Below are 14,222 nucleotides of genomic sequence, written 5' to 3'. Positions count from 1 at the left end.
CCTAAGCTCAGCGCCGTGGACCTTCTCCTCTTCTCGGTCGATCCGACGTGGGGCGCCGACGTGGTCGCCGCCGGTGCGGCCGGGATCGTCGTCGACTGGGAGCGCCGGGGCAAGCACCGGCGGCAGGCCGGTGAGGGCACCCAGATCAACGCCGACACCCCTCGGGACCTCACGCGCATGCGCGCGGCCACCGACGGCCGGGTGCTGTGCCGGCTCAACGGCTTCGGCCCCTGGACGGCGGCCGAGGTGGACGACGCGGTGGCCCGCGGCGCCGACGAGCTCCTGCTGCCGATGGTGCGCACGACCGAGGAGGTCGACCGCACCCTGGACCTGGTGGCGGGCCGCTGCGGCCTGGGCATCCTGGTCGAGACGCAGGACGCCGTCGCGCGCGCAGCCGACCTGGCCCGGCGGCCGCTGTCCCGGGTCTACGTGGGCCTCAACGACCTGCGCATCGACCGCGGCGCCACCCAGCTGTTCACCCCGCTGGTCGACGGCACGGTGGATGCCGTCCGCGCCGAGGTGGTCGACCAGCCCTTCGGTGTGGGCGGCCTGACCCTGCCCGGGGGCGGCTTCCCCGTGCCGGGGGTGCTGCTGGCCGCGGAGCTGGTGCGGCTCGGCACCGGGTTCACCTTCCTGCGCCGCTCGTTCACCGCGGACATGGCCGGCCGGGACCCCTTCGTCGAGGTCCCCCGGCTGCTCGCGGTGCTGGACGCCTTGCGCCGCGCGCCCGCGGAGGAGGTCGCCGAGCGGCGCTCGGCGTTCGTGACCGCGGTGACCGGCGTCCCGGAGGCGCAACCGGCGTGAGGGCGCTGGTCACCGGGGCCGGCGGGTTCGTCGGCCGTCACCTGGTCACCCGGCTCCGCTCCGACGGCTGGGACGTCGTCCCGCTGACCCGGGCCGGGGTCGACCTCGCCGATGCCTCCGCGGGCGCTGCGGCGGTCCGGGCCGCCGACCCCGACGTCGTGTTCTCCCTGGCCGCGGGGCGGGGGAAGGCCACGGCTGCGGAGCGCGCCGCCACCGTCGCGGTCAACACCAGCCCGTGGCTGGCCGACGCGCTGCCCGACCGTTGCCGGGCCGTGGTCCGGCTGGGGTCCTCCACCGAGTACGGCGCCGGGCCCGCGCCGCTGGCCGAGGACGCTCCGCTGCGACCGCGCGGCTTCTTCGGCGTGACCAAGGCCGCCGGGTCGCTGCTGCTCCAGGCCGCCGCAGCCGAGCGCGGGGTGCGGTCGGCGGTGCTGCGCGCGTTCCAGGTGTACGGGCCCGGGGACCACCCCACGCGGCTGGTCCCCGTGGTGATGGCGGCGGCGCGTACGGGCGCCGTCGTCCCGCTGCCGGCGCGGGTCAGCCGGCGGGACTGGGTGTGGGTGGGGGACGTCGTCGACGCGTGCGTCCGCGCCGCGCTCGCCGACGACCTCCCACCGGGGCAGGTGCTCAACATCGGCACCGGCGTGCAGACCTCCACCGAGGAGCTCGTGGAGACGGCCGAGCGGGTCACCGGGCGGCCGATCGCCACCCGTGCCGGTGCCCACCCCGGCCGCGAGTGGGACACCGACTGCTGGGTCAGCGACCCGTCGCTGGCCGCGGCCCTGCTGGACTGGCGGCCCACGGTGGACCTGGTCGAGGGGCTGGCCCGCACCTGGGCGGCAGAGGCGTGAGCACCGGGACGGCGCCGCCAGGGCCGCCTGGGCCTCGCGTGGCGGTCGTCGTCCCCGTGTACCGCAACGAGGCGACGCTCGCACCCCTCGCGCAGCGGCTGGCCGCGGCGCTGGAGGGGCGGGACTGGCGGCTGCGGCTGGTCATCGACGCCTCGCCCGACGACAGTGCGCGGGTGGCGTCCGCGCTGAGCGCCGCGGACCCGCGGATCGCCGTCACCGGGCTCACCGTCAACAGCGGGCAGCACGCCGCGCTGGGGACGGGCCTGGCGGCCGAGCCGGACGCCGACGTGTGGGTGTGCCTGGACGCGGATCTGCAGGACCCCCCGGAGGCCGTGCCGCTGCTGCTGGACCGGCTCGCCGTCGGGGACGTCGAGGCCGTCTTCGCCGGGCGCCGGGGCGCCTACGAGTCGCCGGTCCGCCGGGCCAGCGGGACGGCGCACCGCTGGCTGGCCGCGCGGCTGACCGGGCTGCCCCCCGACGCCGGTGCCTTCCTGGCCATGGGGCCGGCCGTGCGGGAGGCGGTCCTCGCCGCGGAGGCACCGAGCGTCGTACTGGCCGTCGGCGCGGCCCGCCGGCCGGTGACCAGCGTGCCGGTGACGCGGGACCGGCGGCCGGAGGGCAGCTCGGCGTGGACCACCCGCGCCCGGCTCGCACAGTCGGCGCGCTCCCTGGCCTGGGCCCTGCGCCGGCGCGGCTGAGGTCCCCCGGCTCGCCCTCCGCAGGTTCTCGGCCCACCTCCGTGCACCGCCGCATGAGCGCGGTCCTCACGGGCGCGGGTGTGCGCGGTGCCGGCTCAGCGTTCCCAGCGCTGGACGACGAGGTCGGTCTTGCTGGCGGGGAACGACCGTTCGGCGGTCATCGTCAGGCCGGCGCCCTGCAGGATCTCGTCGTCGTCGGTGGGCACCGGCTCGCCGTCGATGAGCCGGCGGACCAGCCACACCCGATCGGCCGAGCCCGGGGGGTCGTCCGGAGGCAGCACGACGTCGGCCCGCAGCCGGGGTGCCGTCGTCCGGACGTAGTGGTCCAGGCCCGTCGCGGAGCGCTGGTCGGCCGCCACCACCGGCTCTCCGGCCCGGTGCTCGGCGGCGAGGAAGGCCACCACCTCGTCCGCGCGCTCCCGCGGCTCCCGGACCGTCAACGGCGAGCTGGCCAGCAGCGCGCAGGCGACCAGGAGCCCGGCCACCGGTGCGCGTGCGGCCCGGGGAGCCGCCAGCGCGCCGGCGGCGGCGAGCACGCCGAGTCCCAGCAGCCCCGCCAGCAGGTAGCGCGGCAGGTACACCGGCCGCACGAGTTCGGCAGCGAGCAGCAGCAGGAGCGGGACGAGCACCCAGCAGGTCCCGAGCACGCGCACCCCGGCCCCCCGGACCGCCCCGAGCACGGCCAGCCCCACAGCGAGGTACAGCAGGGGGGTGCGGCCGCCCGCCCAGGCCTCGACGGCGAGGTCGGCCAGTGTGCCGCCGGTGTCGCGGAGGTGTTCGGCGTTGCGTGCCCCGGTGCCGTTGAGCAGGTTGACCAGCACCAGCCCTGCGGTCACGACGACGGCGACCGCACCGGTGAGCGCAACCGGGACCGCCCGCCACCCGCGCAGCAGCAGTGCGGTCACCACGAACGCGGCCAGGGCCGTCACCGCGTACCAGTGCATGAGCCCCATGCCGGTCCCGGCCAGACCGAACAGCAGCAGTCCGCGCGGCGCCTCCTGCAGCCACCGCGCCAGCCCGAGGGTCGCGCCCCCGGTGGCCAGCACCACGAGGCCGTAGCTGCGGGCCTCCACCGCCTGCTCCAGCAGCAGCGGACTCGACGCGAGCACGACGCCGGCCAGCACCCCCACCGGCCGGGACGCCAGCCGGGTGACCGCTCGCGTGATCAGCGCCAAGCCGCCCGCAGTGGCCAGCAGCGAGAGCACCCGCAGCGAGGTGTCCCCGCCCAGCCCGGGCAGCGACGTCCACGCGTGCACGACGAGGTAGTAGGGAGCGTTGTACGACGGCGGGACGTCGACGAGGTAGCTCGTCGTCCCCCGGCCCTCGGCGACCGCGGCCAGGATCTCGCGGAACGGCAGCCGGGCGACCTCCGCCGTGAACAGCTCGTCGAACCACAGGCCGTGCCCCGGCAGGAGCAGGACGGTGCCCAGCACGACGACGAGCAGCGACGGCAGCAGCTCGACCGGCGTCCACCGTGCGTCGGACCGGGACGCGTCCGGTGGTGGCGCGAGGTCCACGGCCGACGGCGAGCTCACGACCCGCAGGTTAGGCGACCCGTTGCCCGGGGCCGTTCCGGCTCGCCACCGTGGCCGGACCTCACCGGGCACGGCTGAGGAGGGCAGGTGCCCGGGACGCACGGACCGCCGGGAGGGCGAGAACGCGATGGTCCCGGACCAGCGCCGCCGCCGTCGTCCGACGTGGTCGCCGCGCGGATGCGCAGGCAGCCGCGGCGGGACACCGCACACGAGCTCGCCGTCCGGCGGCGGTTGCACGCGCGAGGTGTGCGCTTCCGGGTCGACGTCCGGCCCGGTCCGGAGACGCGGGCGCGCGGGGACCTGGTGTGGAAGGGGCGGCGTCTCGTCGTCTTCCTCGACGGCTGCTTCTGGCACGGTTGCCCGGCGTGCGGCCACGTGCCCCGGGCGAACCGGGAGTGGTGGGTCGCCAAGATCGCCGGCAACGTCGCCCGGGACTCGCGCACGGATGCGCGGCTCCGGTCGGCCGGGTGGCGGGTGCTCCGGTTCTGGGAGCACGAGGACCCGGACGCCGTCGTCGAGGCCATCTGCCGGGCCCTACGAGACCGGAGCACGCAGCCCACTGCGTGAGGCGCCCGGGCACGCTCGTGGTCAGCCCACGTCAGGCCTCCGGCGGGGTGTCCTGGGTCTTGTGGGCCCGCTGCCAGAACGGGACCGCGATCCACCACCAGGCCAGCAGGGCGGCGACGATGCCGGCGGTCACCCACGCCTGGGTCAGGTCGAAGAGGACGTCGGTCACGAGCAGCACGGCCGAGCAGATGGCGACAGCCAGCACGATGAGCCCCACGAACGCCGACCGGTGACTGCGGCGTAGGAGGTTCTCCTTGTCGTGCTGCCGGAACAGCACGCGGTGCTGGGCAGCGGGCGCGATGAGCAGCCCCGTCGCGATCGCGGCGGCCAGCAGGGTCACGAAGTAGACGTCCCGCTGGAAGTCGGTGAGGTCCCCGCCGCGGTCCTGGAACGGGACGACCAGCAGGAAGGCGAAGAGGAACTGCACCCCGGGCAACGCCACCCGCAGCTCGTTGAGCAGCTCCAGCAGCTCCCGGTCGATCCGCTCCTTGCGGCTCTCACCCGGCGAGTTCCCCTCGTGGTGCGTTGCCCGCGTCTCCGCCATGGCCTCTCCCGCCCGACGTCGTCCACCCGGCGTTCACCCGGGGCGGCGATGGTGACACCGAGCAGGCCCCGGGTACGCCGACGGCGCCGCCCGACCACCCGGGCGGGGGAGGAGAGCACATGTCGATGTGGGCACCGATGGAACCGAACCTCGGCCGGGGAGACGACGGCATCCCCGCCGCCGACCCGGGCGCGGGGGCACCCGAGCCGGCCGAGGGGTTCGGCATCGGCGGCGAGGAACCCGACCGCCCCGAGGAGACCGCGGCGCCGGCAGGAGGAGCGGCGCCGGCGGGGAGTGCGGCGCCGGCGGACGACGACGGGCCGCGTGCGGACCCCCCGTTCCGGACGCCGGACCCGGACGACGTCGCCCGCGGGTGACCCGGCGGGTGGCGGGGCCGGCACCCGTGCCGGCCCCGCCACCCGCGGATCAGCTGCCCCGTGCGGTGCTGCCCGGCGTGCGCCCACGCGGCGCGCGGCTCGGGGCGGCACGCGGCGGGGGAGCGGTGCGTCCCCTGGACGGGGACGGTGCGGGGCGAGGTGTCTCCCGCGGTGCCTGCCCTGCGGCCGGTCAGCTCTGGGCGAGGCCCCGGGCGACCTCGCTCGGCCGCTGCTGCTCCCCTGCGTAGGAGCTGACCGCGACGAGCGCACCGGTCAGGGCGGGGATCACCCACTGCAGCCGGTCGAGCTGCTCCTGGGCGGCGGCGACCTCGGCCTTGGTGCGCTTGGTCGGCTTGGTCCCCGACTTCGCCGGGACGCTGCCGGCGCCGGACACCACGATGCCCAGGGACCGGCTGTACGCGGTCACGCCGAGCGCCGCGACGGTGAGCGTGGTCTTGAGCAGGCTCATGCCCGCCACGCCCTGCTGCTGCGCGACGCGGCCACGGTTCCCGAGCAGCTGCCCGACGCTGCCGACCAGGTGGGCCCCGATCGCGACGGCGTTGACCGGCGTCCAGCGGTCCCAGCCGGCGTTGGCCACCCGCCCGGTGCCGCGGTCTCCGCCGGCCTCACCGGCGGCCGCGTTCAGGGCGACCGCGTTGGCCAGCGTGCCGCCGAACCAGGCAGACAGGCCGAGGTCGTGCAGGGCGCGGGACAGGGTGTTACGAGCCATGGCTTCGCTCCGGGGGAGAGGGGAGAGGGACCGGGGAGGTACCCCGGTGCCCGGCTCCCACACCGGTGGCACGCAACGGGTGCGTCAGGTGCCGTAGCGCAGCGCCGCCCGCTGCCGGGCCTTGGCGGCCTCGATCTCACGGTCCTTGGCCGGCGCCGTCGTGACCAGGGCGCCCAGCAGCCGGGCCGACGCCTCGGCCACCTCGGCGACGGCGCGGTCGAACGCCTCGGCGTTGGCCCGCGACGGCCGGGTCGCGCCGCTGATCTTCCGTACGTACTGCAGGGCGGCGGCCTGGATCTCCTCGTCGGTCACGGGGGGCTCGAAGTTGGCCAGCGGTCGGATGTTCCGGCACATGGCCGCAGCGTAGGAGCGGCCGGGGACACCGGGCAGCCCCCGGCATCCGCCGTCAGGCGTCGAAGCCGGCCCGGTCGATCTTCCGGTGGTAGCGGGTGCCCAGCCCGCCGCCGAGGATCGCCCCGATCAGCGTGACCACGGCCATGGCGACGAGCGTCACGATCCCTGCCGTGGTGGCGGTGCCCTCGTCGATGGGGATCCGCGGCAGGTTCAGGGCCTCGAGCACGTTGTACTCGCGGCCCAGCAGGTACCCGGCGATCGACAGCACCACCACGACGAGCAGGCCGATCAGCCAGACGGCGATGCCCTGCCGCAGCCCGTCGAAGCGCGCCATGCGGCCGGCCACGTACCCGCCGGCGAGGTAGGCCAGGAAGAGCACCACGAGCAGCGCGATGCCACCGGCCAACCCGATCGTGTCGGCCTGGCCCGTCGCGTCGTCCGCGGAGTCCAGGCCCTGGGTCAGCCCGAGAGCGACGCCCGCCGCCGACAGCAGCGCGATGAGCAGCACCGCCAGCCCGTTGGCCGACAGCCAGCCGAAGAACGCCGCGCCCCACTTGATGCCGCCGAACCGGGAGCGCTGGGCGGCCACCGCGTCGCGGGCCGCCCCACGGGTGGCCGAGGCGCCCTCGCGGGTGGCGTCGTGGTCGTGGGCGGTCCGGTCGCTGCTGGCCATGGGCCCCTCCTCCGGTCGGTCCGCGCCGGCGGGCGCGGGGACGTACCGGTCGGTTCCCGCGCCGGACCGGCACAAACGGCGGGCACGGCCGGTCACCGGCGCGGGTGAGGGCGCAGCCCGGCACCCCGGGGTGCGGACCGGCACCCGCGGGCGCGCGACCCACCCCGCGGGGAGGATCGGCCCCGTCCGGGGAGGGTGCGATGACGGTCGTGCTGGTCGACGTGGCCAACGTGCTGGGGGCGCGTCCCGACGGCTGGTGGCGCGACCGCGTCGGCGCCACCACCCGGTTGCTGCGGCGCCTGGCGCCCCTCGCCGGGCGCCTGCTCCCCGCACCCGGGGGCGGCACGCTGGTGTGCTCCGAGTTGGTGGTGGTCGTGGAGGGGGCGGCCCGCGACGTCCGTGTGCCGGACGGCGTCACCGTCGTCCGCGCACCCGGCAGCGGGGACGACGCCCTCGCCGACCGGGCCGCCCGGCTCGATGCCGACGGCGTCCCGGTGCTGGTGGTCACCGCCGACCGCGGGCTGCGGGCCCGGCTGCCGGAGCGTGCCGCGGTCACCGGGCCGGGCTGGCTGTACGGCGCCCTGCCCGGCGCCTCCGCATGAGCCGGGAGCAGCTCGGGTAGGTGCCCGGCACGTCGAGCCGGGGCGGTCCAGCACGGTGCGGAACCCCCCGGCGCCAGCCCGAGGAGCCCCATGCCGCCGCCTGCCGCGCCGTCCGGCCCGACCGTCCTCGTCACCGGTGCCTCCAGCGGCATCGGGCGGGCCACGGTGCACGACCTCGCCGGCCGCGGTGCCCGCCTGGTGCTGGTGGCCCGCGGCCGCGGGCCGCTGGAGGAGACCGCGGCCGAGGCCCGGGAGAGAGGCGCCACCGAGGTGCTGGCCTGCACCGCCGACGTCACCGACGCCGAGGCGGTGCAGCAGGTGGTCGACACCGCACTGGCCCGGTTCGGCCGGCTGGACGTCGTCGTCCACTCGGCGCAGACCATGGCCTACGGGCGTATCGAGGACGTACCGCGCGCGGTCTTCGAGGCCGTCGTGGACACCGGGGTGCACGGCACCGCGAACGTCGCCCGCTCGGTGCTCCCGGTCTTCCGCCGCCAGGAGGCGGGTCACCTGGTGGTGGTCAACTCGCTGCTCGGGTCGGTCACCGCGCCCCTGATGGGCACCTACGCGGCGGCGAAGTGGGGTCAGCTGGCCCTGGTGCGGACGCTGCAGCAGGAGGTGCGCGACGCCCCCGGGGTGCACGTCTCCGCGGTCGCGCCCGGCGGGGTCAACACCCCGATCTACTACCAGGGCGCGACGTGGGCCGGCAGCACCGGACGGCCGCCCCCGCCGGTCTACACCGCCGAGCGCGTGGCCCGCGCGGTCGTGGCGCGGCTGGACCGGCCCCGGCGGCTGGTGCAGGCCGGCATCGCCAACACCGTCGTCATCGCGGGCTTCCGCCTGCTCCCGGCCCTCTACGACACGCTCGTCGGCCCGCTGTTCAAGACCTTCGCCCTGGCCGGCGACGACGCCGCCCCCACCGAGGGCAACGTCTTCGCCTCCCGGCCCGAGGGCAATGCGGCGAAGGGACCCTGGCGGGCGATCTGAGCGGCCCTCACCAGCGGTCGGGGCGCTCCGGCAGGTCGGCCTCGAAGGAGGCCACCAGCGCCGCCGCGACGTCGCGCAGCTTCACGTTGCGCCGCTGCGAGGACACCCGCAGCAGCGCGAACGCCTGCTCCGCGGTGCACCGCTCCCGGGCCATGACCAGCCCGATGGCCTGGCCGATCACGGCCCGGGTGTCCATGCCACCGATCAGCTGGTCGGCCCGGTCGTGGCCGTCGGCGATGCGCAGCGCCACCGCGAGCGCCCCGGAGGCGTGGGCCGCCCACCGTCCGGCCGTCTCCTCGTCCCCGGCACCGAAGGCGGCGGGCCGGGTCGAGTAGAGGTTGAGTGCCCCGCGGCTGCGGCCCTCGACCTCGAGGGGCAGCGACAGCGACGAGCGGACCCCGGCCTGCGCCGCCAGCTCCGGGTAGGGGCCCCAGCGGCGCTCGCCCGCCATGTCGTCGACCCGGACGACGACCCCCTCGCGCATCGCCTGCAGGCACGGGCCGTCGTCCACCCGGTACTGCCGCTCGTCGGCCTCCTGGGCGAGCGGGCCGGTCGCGTTCACCGTCACCGCGCCGCTGGACCGGGCCAGGGTCAGCCCGCAGGCCTCGGCGGCGGGCGTCTGCGTGGCAGCGAGGTGGACCAGATCGCCCAGGAAGGAGTTGAGGTCGCCCCCCGAGGCGAGCAGGGCCAGCAGGCCGTCGTCCCCCGTGGGATCGGTGTCGGCGGTGCCCACCGGTCGGTGGTCTCCTCTCAGCTGCGGCAGTGGCGGAAGCATTGTGCCCAATGCAGTCACCTCGCGCCGCGGAGCCGGGGACGGGCGTGGCGACACTCACGGGGCCGCGAGGGGCCTTCCGGCGGCGGGAGGGCGCGCTCCCTGGCACCGTGGGAGACGGGTGCCCGAGGTCGTGTGCTCTTCCCCGCCCCTCGCGGCCACCCGTCTGCCGGTGGCCGGCTCCTCCCCGGAAGGTCCCCATGGCCACTCCTGCTCTCGTTCTGCGCGCCCGGACGCCGGTCGCCGGGCTCGTGCGATCGGCGCGGTCCTCCGCGCCCGAACCGTCCCCCGACCGGCTGCGGCTGGCCGTCGCCGCCCTCTTCGCCCTGGACGGCGTCGTGTTCGGCAGCTGGGCCGCCCGCGTGCCCGACGTGGCCCACCAGGTCGGTGCCGGGCACAGCACGCTCGGCGTCGCGCTCCTGTGTCTCTCCCTCGGTGCGCTGGCGTGCATGCAGGTGACCGGCGCGCTGTGCGCCCGGCTCGGCGCGGGCTTGGTCAGCGCCGCGGCCGCTGTCCTGGTGTGCCTGGCCGTCGTGCTGCCGGGCCTGGCGACCTCCGTCCCGGCGCTGTGCGTCGCGCTGCTGGTCTTCGGTGCGGCGACCGGCATGGTCAACGTCGCGGCCAACTCCCTCGGTGTCTCCGTCGAGGCCCGGATCGGGCGCCCGCTGCTGTCCGGGCTGCACGCCGGGTTCAGCTTCGGCGGCCTGGCCGGCGCGCTGCTGGGGGGACTGGCCTCCGCCGTGTCCGGGGTGGCGGTGCACCTGGTCGTCGTCGCCTGTGCCGGGCTGCTCCTCACGGCCTGGGCGGCTCCGGCGCTGGTCGGCGCCGACGGCGCGGGAGCGGTCCGGCTGGCTGACGGGCGGGCGGGCGAGCAGGGCCGGCCGACCGCCGCCCTGGTCGTGCTCGGCGCCGTCGCCGGGTGCACCGCGTACGGCGAGGGAGCGCTGACCGACTGGGGCGCGCTGCTGCTGCGCACCGACCTGGACGCGGCCCCGGTCGTGGCCGCCGGCGGCTACGCGGGCTTCTCGCTCGCGATGGCCTGCGGCCGGCTCGCCGGGAGCCGGCTGGTCGTCGCGATGGGGGAGCGCCGCCTGCTGACCGGCGGCGCCCTGCTGGCGGCCGCCGGCGCGACCGCCGCGGTGACGACGGCGTCCCTGCCGGTGGCGCTCGCCGGGTTCGTGCTGGTCGGCCTGGGGCTGGCCAACGTCTTCCCGCTGGCGATCGCCCGCGCCGGCGTGCTCGGTGGCGCCCGCGGCATCGCCCTGGCCACCACCGTCGGCTACACCGGGCTGCTCGGGGGGCCGCCGGCCATCGGCCTGGTCGCGGAGCACCTCGGGCTGTCCGCCGCCATCGGGACGGTCGCGGTCCTGGCGCTGGTCGCGGCCGGCCTGGTGCTGACCCTCGCCGGCGAGGACGTCCGGCTGCCGGCCACCCCGCCGGCGCTCACCCGCGCCGCGGCCGGCCTCGGCACCCGGCTGCAGCCGGTCGTGTCCGGGTTCGGGCACGGGACGGGGGTCTACGTCCGCGACCTCGAGTTGCTCGTCGGATCCTCCGCGGCGGGCCGGTGAACAGCGTGTTCCGTCCTCGCGCCGCGGGTTGACCGGGCCCGGTGCGGCGAGAACGCTGACCCCACCCGCCCACCGGGGGCCGACGCGGAAGGTTCGCCATGACCGCTGAACCGGGCACCCGACCCACTCCCGCCCGCCCCGGTCACCACGCCGGGGTGGAGGCCGAGCGGGTCGACGAGGGCTACCTCCACAGGCGGCAACTGCGCACCGGGACGGCCGGCTGGCTGCTGCTGGCCGGGCTCGGCGTCTCCGCGGTCATCTCCGGGGACTACGCCGGCTGGAACTTCGGGCTGGCCGAGGGCGGGTTCGGCGGCCTGCTGATCGCCGTCGTCCTCATGGCGGTCATGTACACCGCGATGGTGTTCGGCCTGGCCGAGCTCGGCTCGGCGCTGCCGACCGCCGGCGGTGGCTACACGTTCGCCCGCCGGGCGCTGGGGCCGTGGGGCGGGTATGCCACCGGCATCGCGGTGCTCATCGAGTACGCCATCGCCCCGGCCGCGATCGCCACCTTCATCGGGGCCTACGTGGAGTCCCTCGGACTGTTCGGCATCACCGACGGCTGGTGGGTGTACCTGGCGGTCTACGCGCTGTTCATCGGGATCCACCTCATGGGCGTCGGCGAGGCGCTCAAGGCGATGTTCGTCGTCACGGTGGTCGCCCTGGTCGGCCTGGTCGTCTTCCTCGTCGGCGCCATCCCGCAGTTCGACGCGGGCAACCTGCTCGACATCGCGCCCACCGACGCCGCCGGCGCCTCGTCGTTCCTGCCCTACGGGCTGATCGGCATCTGGGCGGCGTTCCCGTTCGCGATCTGGTTCTTCCTCGCCGTGGAGAGCGTGCCGCTGGCCGCCGAGGAGGCCCGCGACCCGGCCCGGTCCATGCCGCGTGGCATCGTCGCGGCGATGGGCGTGCTGGTCGTCCTCGCCGTCCTCATGCTCGTCTTCACCCCGGGCGCGGCCGGCTCCGCGGCGATCGCCGGGTCGGGCAACCCGCCGGTCGACGCGCTCGCCGGCTCCGCCGCCCCCGACGGCATCACCCGGGTGGTCAACTACGCCGGCCTGTTCGGGCTGGTCGCGAGCTTCTTCTCGATCATCTACGCGTACTCCCGGCAGACCTTCGCCCTCTCCCGCGCCGGGTACCTGCCCCGCGTCCTGTCGGTCACCAACTCCCGCAAGGCGCCGATGCTGGCGCTGCTGGTGCCCGGTGCGATCGGCTTCGTGCTCTCGCTGACCGGCCAGGGCGCGATGCTGCTCAACATGGCGGTCTTCGGCGCGACGGTCTCCTACGTGCTCATGATGGTCAGCCACATCGTGCTGCGCCGCCGCGAGCCGGACCTGGAGCGGCCGTACCGGACGCCGGGCGGCGTGGCCACCACCGGTGTCGCGCTCGTGCTGGCGGCCGCGGCCGTGGTCGCCACCTTCCTCGTCGACGTCACCGCGGCGTTGTGGACGCTGGCCGCCTACGCGGCCTTCCTCGCGTACTTCGCCCTCTACAGCCGCCACCACCTGGTCGCCTCCGCCCCCGAGGAGGAGTTCGACCTGCTCGCCGACGCGGAGGAGGACGTGCGATGACCGGGCCCGCGAGGTCGTCCAGGGACACGGCACCGCTGGGCGCGAGAGCGACCGGCGCCGGCGGGGCGGGATCGTGACCCGACGGCGGGGCACGCTCGGCGGCCACACGTACGAGTTCCCGACGCTGGTCGAGCTGATGGCCAAGGCGACACCGGCCCGCTCCGGCGACGTGCTGGCCGGGTGCGCGGCGGAGTCCGCCGCCGAGCGCGTCGCCGCGCAGACCGTGCTGGCGGACCTGCCACTGGCCACCTTCCTCGAGGAGCAGGTGGTGGGCTACGACGAGGACGACGTCACCCGGCTGGTCGTGGACACCCACGACCGGGCCGCCTTCGCGCCGGTCGCGTCACTGACGGTGGGGGGGTTCCGCGACCGGCTGCTGGCCTGGGCAGCCGCCGGCGACGAGGCGTCGATCAGCGGCCTGGCCCCCGGGCTGACCCCGGAGATGGTGGCCGCGGTGTCCAAGCTGATGCGCAACGCCGACCTGGTCGCCGTCGGCCGCCGGACGCGGGTGGTCACCGGCCTGCGCAGCACCCTCGGGCTGCCGGGCCGGCTCGCGTCGCGGTTGCAGCCCAACCACCCGACCGACGACCCGCTCGGCGTGACGGCGTCCATCGTCGACGGGCTCCTGCAGGGGTGCGGCGACGCCGTCATCGGGATCAACCCCGCCACCGACTCCCCGGCGCGCACGGTCGCGCTGCTGGAGCTGGTCGACGCGGTGATCAGCCGCTACGAGATCCCGACCCAGTCCTGCGTGCTGGCCCACGTCACGACCACCCTGCGGGCGCTGGAGCAGGGGGCGCCGGTGGACCTGGTGTTCCAGTCCGTCGCCGGGACGCAGCCGGCCAACCGCGGCTTCGGCGTCACCCTCGACCTGCTCGCCGAGGCCCGCGCCGGGGCGCTGGCGCTGCGCCGCGGCACCGTGGGCGCCAACGTCACCTACTTCGAGACCGGACAGGGCTCGGCGCTGTCGGCCGACGCGCACCACGGCATCGGCGGCCGGCCGGTCGACCAGCAGACGCTGGAGGCGCGCGCCTACGCCGTCGCCCGGCACTTCGAGCCGCTGCTGGTCAACACCGTCGTGGGGTTCATCGGGCCGGAGTACCTCTACGACGGCAAGCAGGTGCTCCGCGCCGGCCTGGAGGACCACTTCTGCGGCAAGCTGCTCGGCCTGCCCATGGGTGTGGACGTCTGCTACACCAACCACGCCGAGGTCGACGGCGACGACATGGACGCGCTGATGCTGCTGCTCGGGGCGGCGGGCTGCACCTTCCTCATCGCCGTGCCCGGCGCGGACGACGTGATGCTGCACTACCAGTCGCTGGCCTTCTCCGACGTCCTCACCACCCGGTCGGTGCTCGGCCTGCGCCCGGCGCCGGAGTTCGAGGCCTGGCTGGCCCGGATGGACCTGCTCGACGACGCCGGCCGGGTGCGCGAACTGACCGCCGACGCGCCCGCGGCCCGGGCCCTGCTCGCGGCGGCGTCGTCATGAGCTCGGCGCTGGACCAGCCGCTGCCGGCCGGCGACGACCCCTGGGCGGTGCTGCGCCGCGCCCGCCCCGCCCGCGTGGCGGGCGCCCGCCCCCCCCTCCGAGC

General features: G+C 76.3%; 16 protein-coding genes. 10 read left to right on the top strand and 6 right to left on the bottom strand.

All coding sequences use genetic code 11. The features are described 5' to 3' along the window. The first annotated feature begins 15 nt into the window (after nt 1-15). The 3 genes from ACI78V_RS19510 to ACI78V_RS19500 are packed head-to-tail and all read left to right on the top strand — an operon-like array spanning nt 16 to nt 2,353. Nucleotides 16-804 (top strand): aldolase/citrate lyase family protein, encoded by a 789-nt coding sequence (locus tag ACI78V_RS19510; RefSeq protein WP_456853757.1) that lies wholly within the window; start codon nt 16-18, stop codon nt 802-804. Further along, complete coding sequence (locus tag ACI78V_RS19505) at nt 801-1,655, top strand: NAD-dependent epimerase/dehydratase family protein (RefSeq protein WP_456853755.1); 855 nt, start codon at nt 801-803, stop codon at nt 1,653-1,655. The genes ACI78V_RS19510 and ACI78V_RS19505 overlap by 4 nt, the downstream gene beginning before the upstream one ends. 38 nt (nt 1,656-1,693) lie before the next feature. Next, nucleotides 1,694-2,353: a glycosyltransferase gene (locus ACI78V_RS19500; RefSeq protein WP_456853754.1), complete on the top strand. Its 660-nt coding sequence runs from the start codon at nt 1,694-1,696 to the stop codon at nt 2,351-2,353. Between the two features lie 95 nt (nt 2,354-2,448). On the opposite strand, the gene ACI78V_RS19495 is transcribed toward ACI78V_RS19500, so the two are convergent. Next, nucleotides 2,449-3,888: a hypothetical protein gene (locus ACI78V_RS19495; RefSeq protein WP_456853753.1), complete on the bottom strand. Its 1,440-nt coding sequence runs from the start codon at nt 3,886-3,888 to the stop codon at nt 2,449-2,451. Nucleotides 3,889-4,065: 177 nt separating this feature from the next. Here ACI78V_RS19495 and ACI78V_RS19490 point away from each other — a divergent pair, with 177 nt between their 5' ends. Continuing rightward, nucleotides 4,066-4,455 (top strand): very short patch repair endonuclease, encoded by a 390-nt coding sequence (locus ACI78V_RS19490; protein ID WP_456853751.1) that lies wholly within the window; start codon nt 4,066-4,068, stop codon nt 4,453-4,455. A gap of 31 nt (nt 4,456-4,486) precedes the next feature. On the opposite strand, the gene ACI78V_RS19485 is transcribed toward ACI78V_RS19490, so the two are convergent. Continuing rightward, nucleotides 4,487-4,999, bottom strand: coding sequence for a DUF6328 family protein (locus tag ACI78V_RS19485; RefSeq protein WP_456853749.1), 513 nt, complete (start codon nt 4,997-4,999; stop codon nt 4,487-4,489). A 119-nt stretch (nt 5,000-5,118) separates the two neighbouring features. Here ACI78V_RS19485 and ACI78V_RS19480 point away from each other — a divergent pair, with 119 nt between their 5' ends. Beyond that, nucleotides 5,119-5,376, top strand: coding sequence for a hypothetical protein (locus ACI78V_RS19480; RefSeq protein ID WP_456853747.1), 258 nt, complete (start codon nt 5,119-5,121; stop codon nt 5,374-5,376). Between the two features lie 190 nt (nt 5,377-5,566). Here ACI78V_RS19480 and ACI78V_RS19475 read toward each other — a convergent pair whose 3' ends face one another. The 3 genes from ACI78V_RS19475 to ACI78V_RS19465 form a co-directional block, all read right to left on the bottom strand. Next, on the bottom strand, nt 5,567-6,106 hold the full coding sequence (locus tag ACI78V_RS19475) for a hypothetical protein (protein WP_456853745.1): 540 nt from the start codon (nt 6,104-6,106) through the stop codon (nt 5,567-5,569). A gap of 84 nt (nt 6,107-6,190) precedes the next feature. After that, nucleotides 6,191-6,460: a DUF2277 domain-containing protein gene (locus ACI78V_RS19470; RefSeq protein WP_456853743.1), complete on the bottom strand. Its 270-nt coding sequence runs from the start codon at nt 6,458-6,460 to the stop codon at nt 6,191-6,193. 52 nt (nt 6,461-6,512) lie between these two features. After that, a complete protein-coding gene (locus tag ACI78V_RS19465) occupies nt 6,513-7,133 on the bottom strand; it encodes a hypothetical protein (protein WP_456853741.1) in 621 nt (206 codons plus the stop codon). Nucleotides 7,134-7,333: 200 nt separating this feature from the next. Between ACI78V_RS19465 and ACI78V_RS19460 the strand changes: the two genes are divergently transcribed. Further along, nucleotides 7,334-7,735 (top strand): hypothetical protein, encoded by a 402-nt coding sequence (locus tag ACI78V_RS19460; RefSeq protein ID WP_456853739.1) that lies wholly within the window; start codon nt 7,334-7,336, stop codon nt 7,733-7,735. Between the two features lie 90 nt (nt 7,736-7,825). After that, on the top strand, nt 7,826-8,722 hold the full coding sequence (locus tag ACI78V_RS19455) for an SDR family NAD(P)-dependent oxidoreductase (protein WP_456853737.1): 897 nt from the start codon (nt 7,826-7,828) through the stop codon (nt 8,720-8,722). A 7-nt stretch (nt 8,723-8,729) separates the two neighbouring features. Here the strand turns inward: ACI78V_RS19455 and ACI78V_RS19450 are convergent, their stop codons facing one another. Further along, nucleotides 8,730-9,455 carry a GAF and ANTAR domain-containing protein gene (locus tag ACI78V_RS19450; RefSeq protein ID WP_456853734.1) on the bottom strand — a complete coding sequence of 242 codons (726 nt, stop codon included), beginning with the start codon at nt 9,453-9,455 and terminating at the stop codon, nt 8,730-8,732. A gap of 239 nt (nt 9,456-9,694) precedes the next feature. Here ACI78V_RS19450 and ACI78V_RS19445 point away from each other — a divergent pair, with 239 nt between their 5' ends. The 3 genes from ACI78V_RS19445 (at nt 9,695) to ACI78V_RS19435 (ending at nt 14,119) form a co-directional block, all read left to right on the top strand. Then, a complete protein-coding gene (locus tag ACI78V_RS19445) occupies nt 9,695-11,062 on the top strand; it encodes an MFS transporter (protein WP_456853732.1) in 1,368 nt (455 codons plus the stop codon). Nucleotides 11,063-11,160: 98 nt separating this feature from the next. Beyond that, nucleotides 11,161-12,630 (top strand): ethanolamine permease, encoded by a 1,470-nt coding sequence (gene eat / locus ACI78V_RS19440; protein ID WP_456853730.1) that lies wholly within the window; start codon nt 11,161-11,163, stop codon nt 12,628-12,630. Between the two features lie 73 nt (nt 12,631-12,703). After that, complete coding sequence (locus tag ACI78V_RS19435; RefSeq protein WP_456853727.1) at nt 12,704-14,119, top strand: ethanolamine ammonia-lyase subunit EutB; 1,416 nt, start codon at nt 12,704-12,706, stop codon at nt 14,117-14,119. Nucleotides 14,120-14,222: the final 103 nt, after the last annotated feature.

This window comes from Geodermatophilus sp. SYSU D00742, assembly GCF_054049935.1.
Note: the sequence above shows the minus strand (reverse complement) of the source record. Positions and strands in the feature narration are given on the sequence as shown.

What these genes read in the sequence shown, in the direction of transcription:
- ACI78V_RS19445 (WP_456853732.1), top strand. Translation starts at nt 9,695, where the DNA reads ATGGCCACTCCTGCTCTCGTTCTGCGCGCCCGGACGCCGGTCGCCGGG.
- ACI78V_RS19465 (WP_456853741.1), bottom strand. Translation starts at nt 7,133, where the DNA reads ATGGCCAGCAGCGACCGGACCGCCCACGACCACGACGCCACCCGCGAG.
- ACI78V_RS19460 (WP_456853739.1), top strand. Translation starts at nt 7,334, where the DNA reads ATGACGGTCGTGCTGGTCGACGTGGCCAACGTGCTGGGGGCGCGTCCC.
- ACI78V_RS19480 (WP_456853747.1), top strand. Translation starts at nt 5,119, where the DNA reads ATGTCGATGTGGGCACCGATGGAACCGAACCTCGGCCGGGGAGACGAC.
- ACI78V_RS19475 (WP_456853745.1), bottom strand. Translation starts at nt 6,106, where the DNA reads ATGGCTCGTAACACCCTGTCCCGCGCCCTGCACGACCTCGGCCTGTCT.
- eat (WP_456853730.1), top strand. Translation starts at nt 11,161, where the DNA reads ATGACCGCTGAACCGGGCACCCGACCCACTCCCGCCCGCCCCGGTCAC.
- ACI78V_RS19490 (WP_456853751.1), top strand. Translation starts at nt 4,066, where the DNA reads ATGCGCAGGCAGCCGCGGCGGGACACCGCACACGAGCTCGCCGTCCGG.
- ACI78V_RS19455 (WP_456853737.1), top strand. Translation starts at nt 7,826, where the DNA reads ATGCCGCCGCCTGCCGCGCCGTCCGGCCCGACCGTCCTCGTCACCGGT.
- ACI78V_RS19470 (WP_456853743.1), bottom strand. Translation starts at nt 6,460, where the DNA reads ATGTGCCGGAACATCCGACCGCTGGCCAACTTCGAGCCCCCCGTGACC.
- ACI78V_RS19485 (WP_456853749.1), bottom strand. Translation starts at nt 4,999, where the DNA reads ATGGCGGAGACGCGGGCAACGCACCACGAGGGGAACTCGCCGGGTGAG.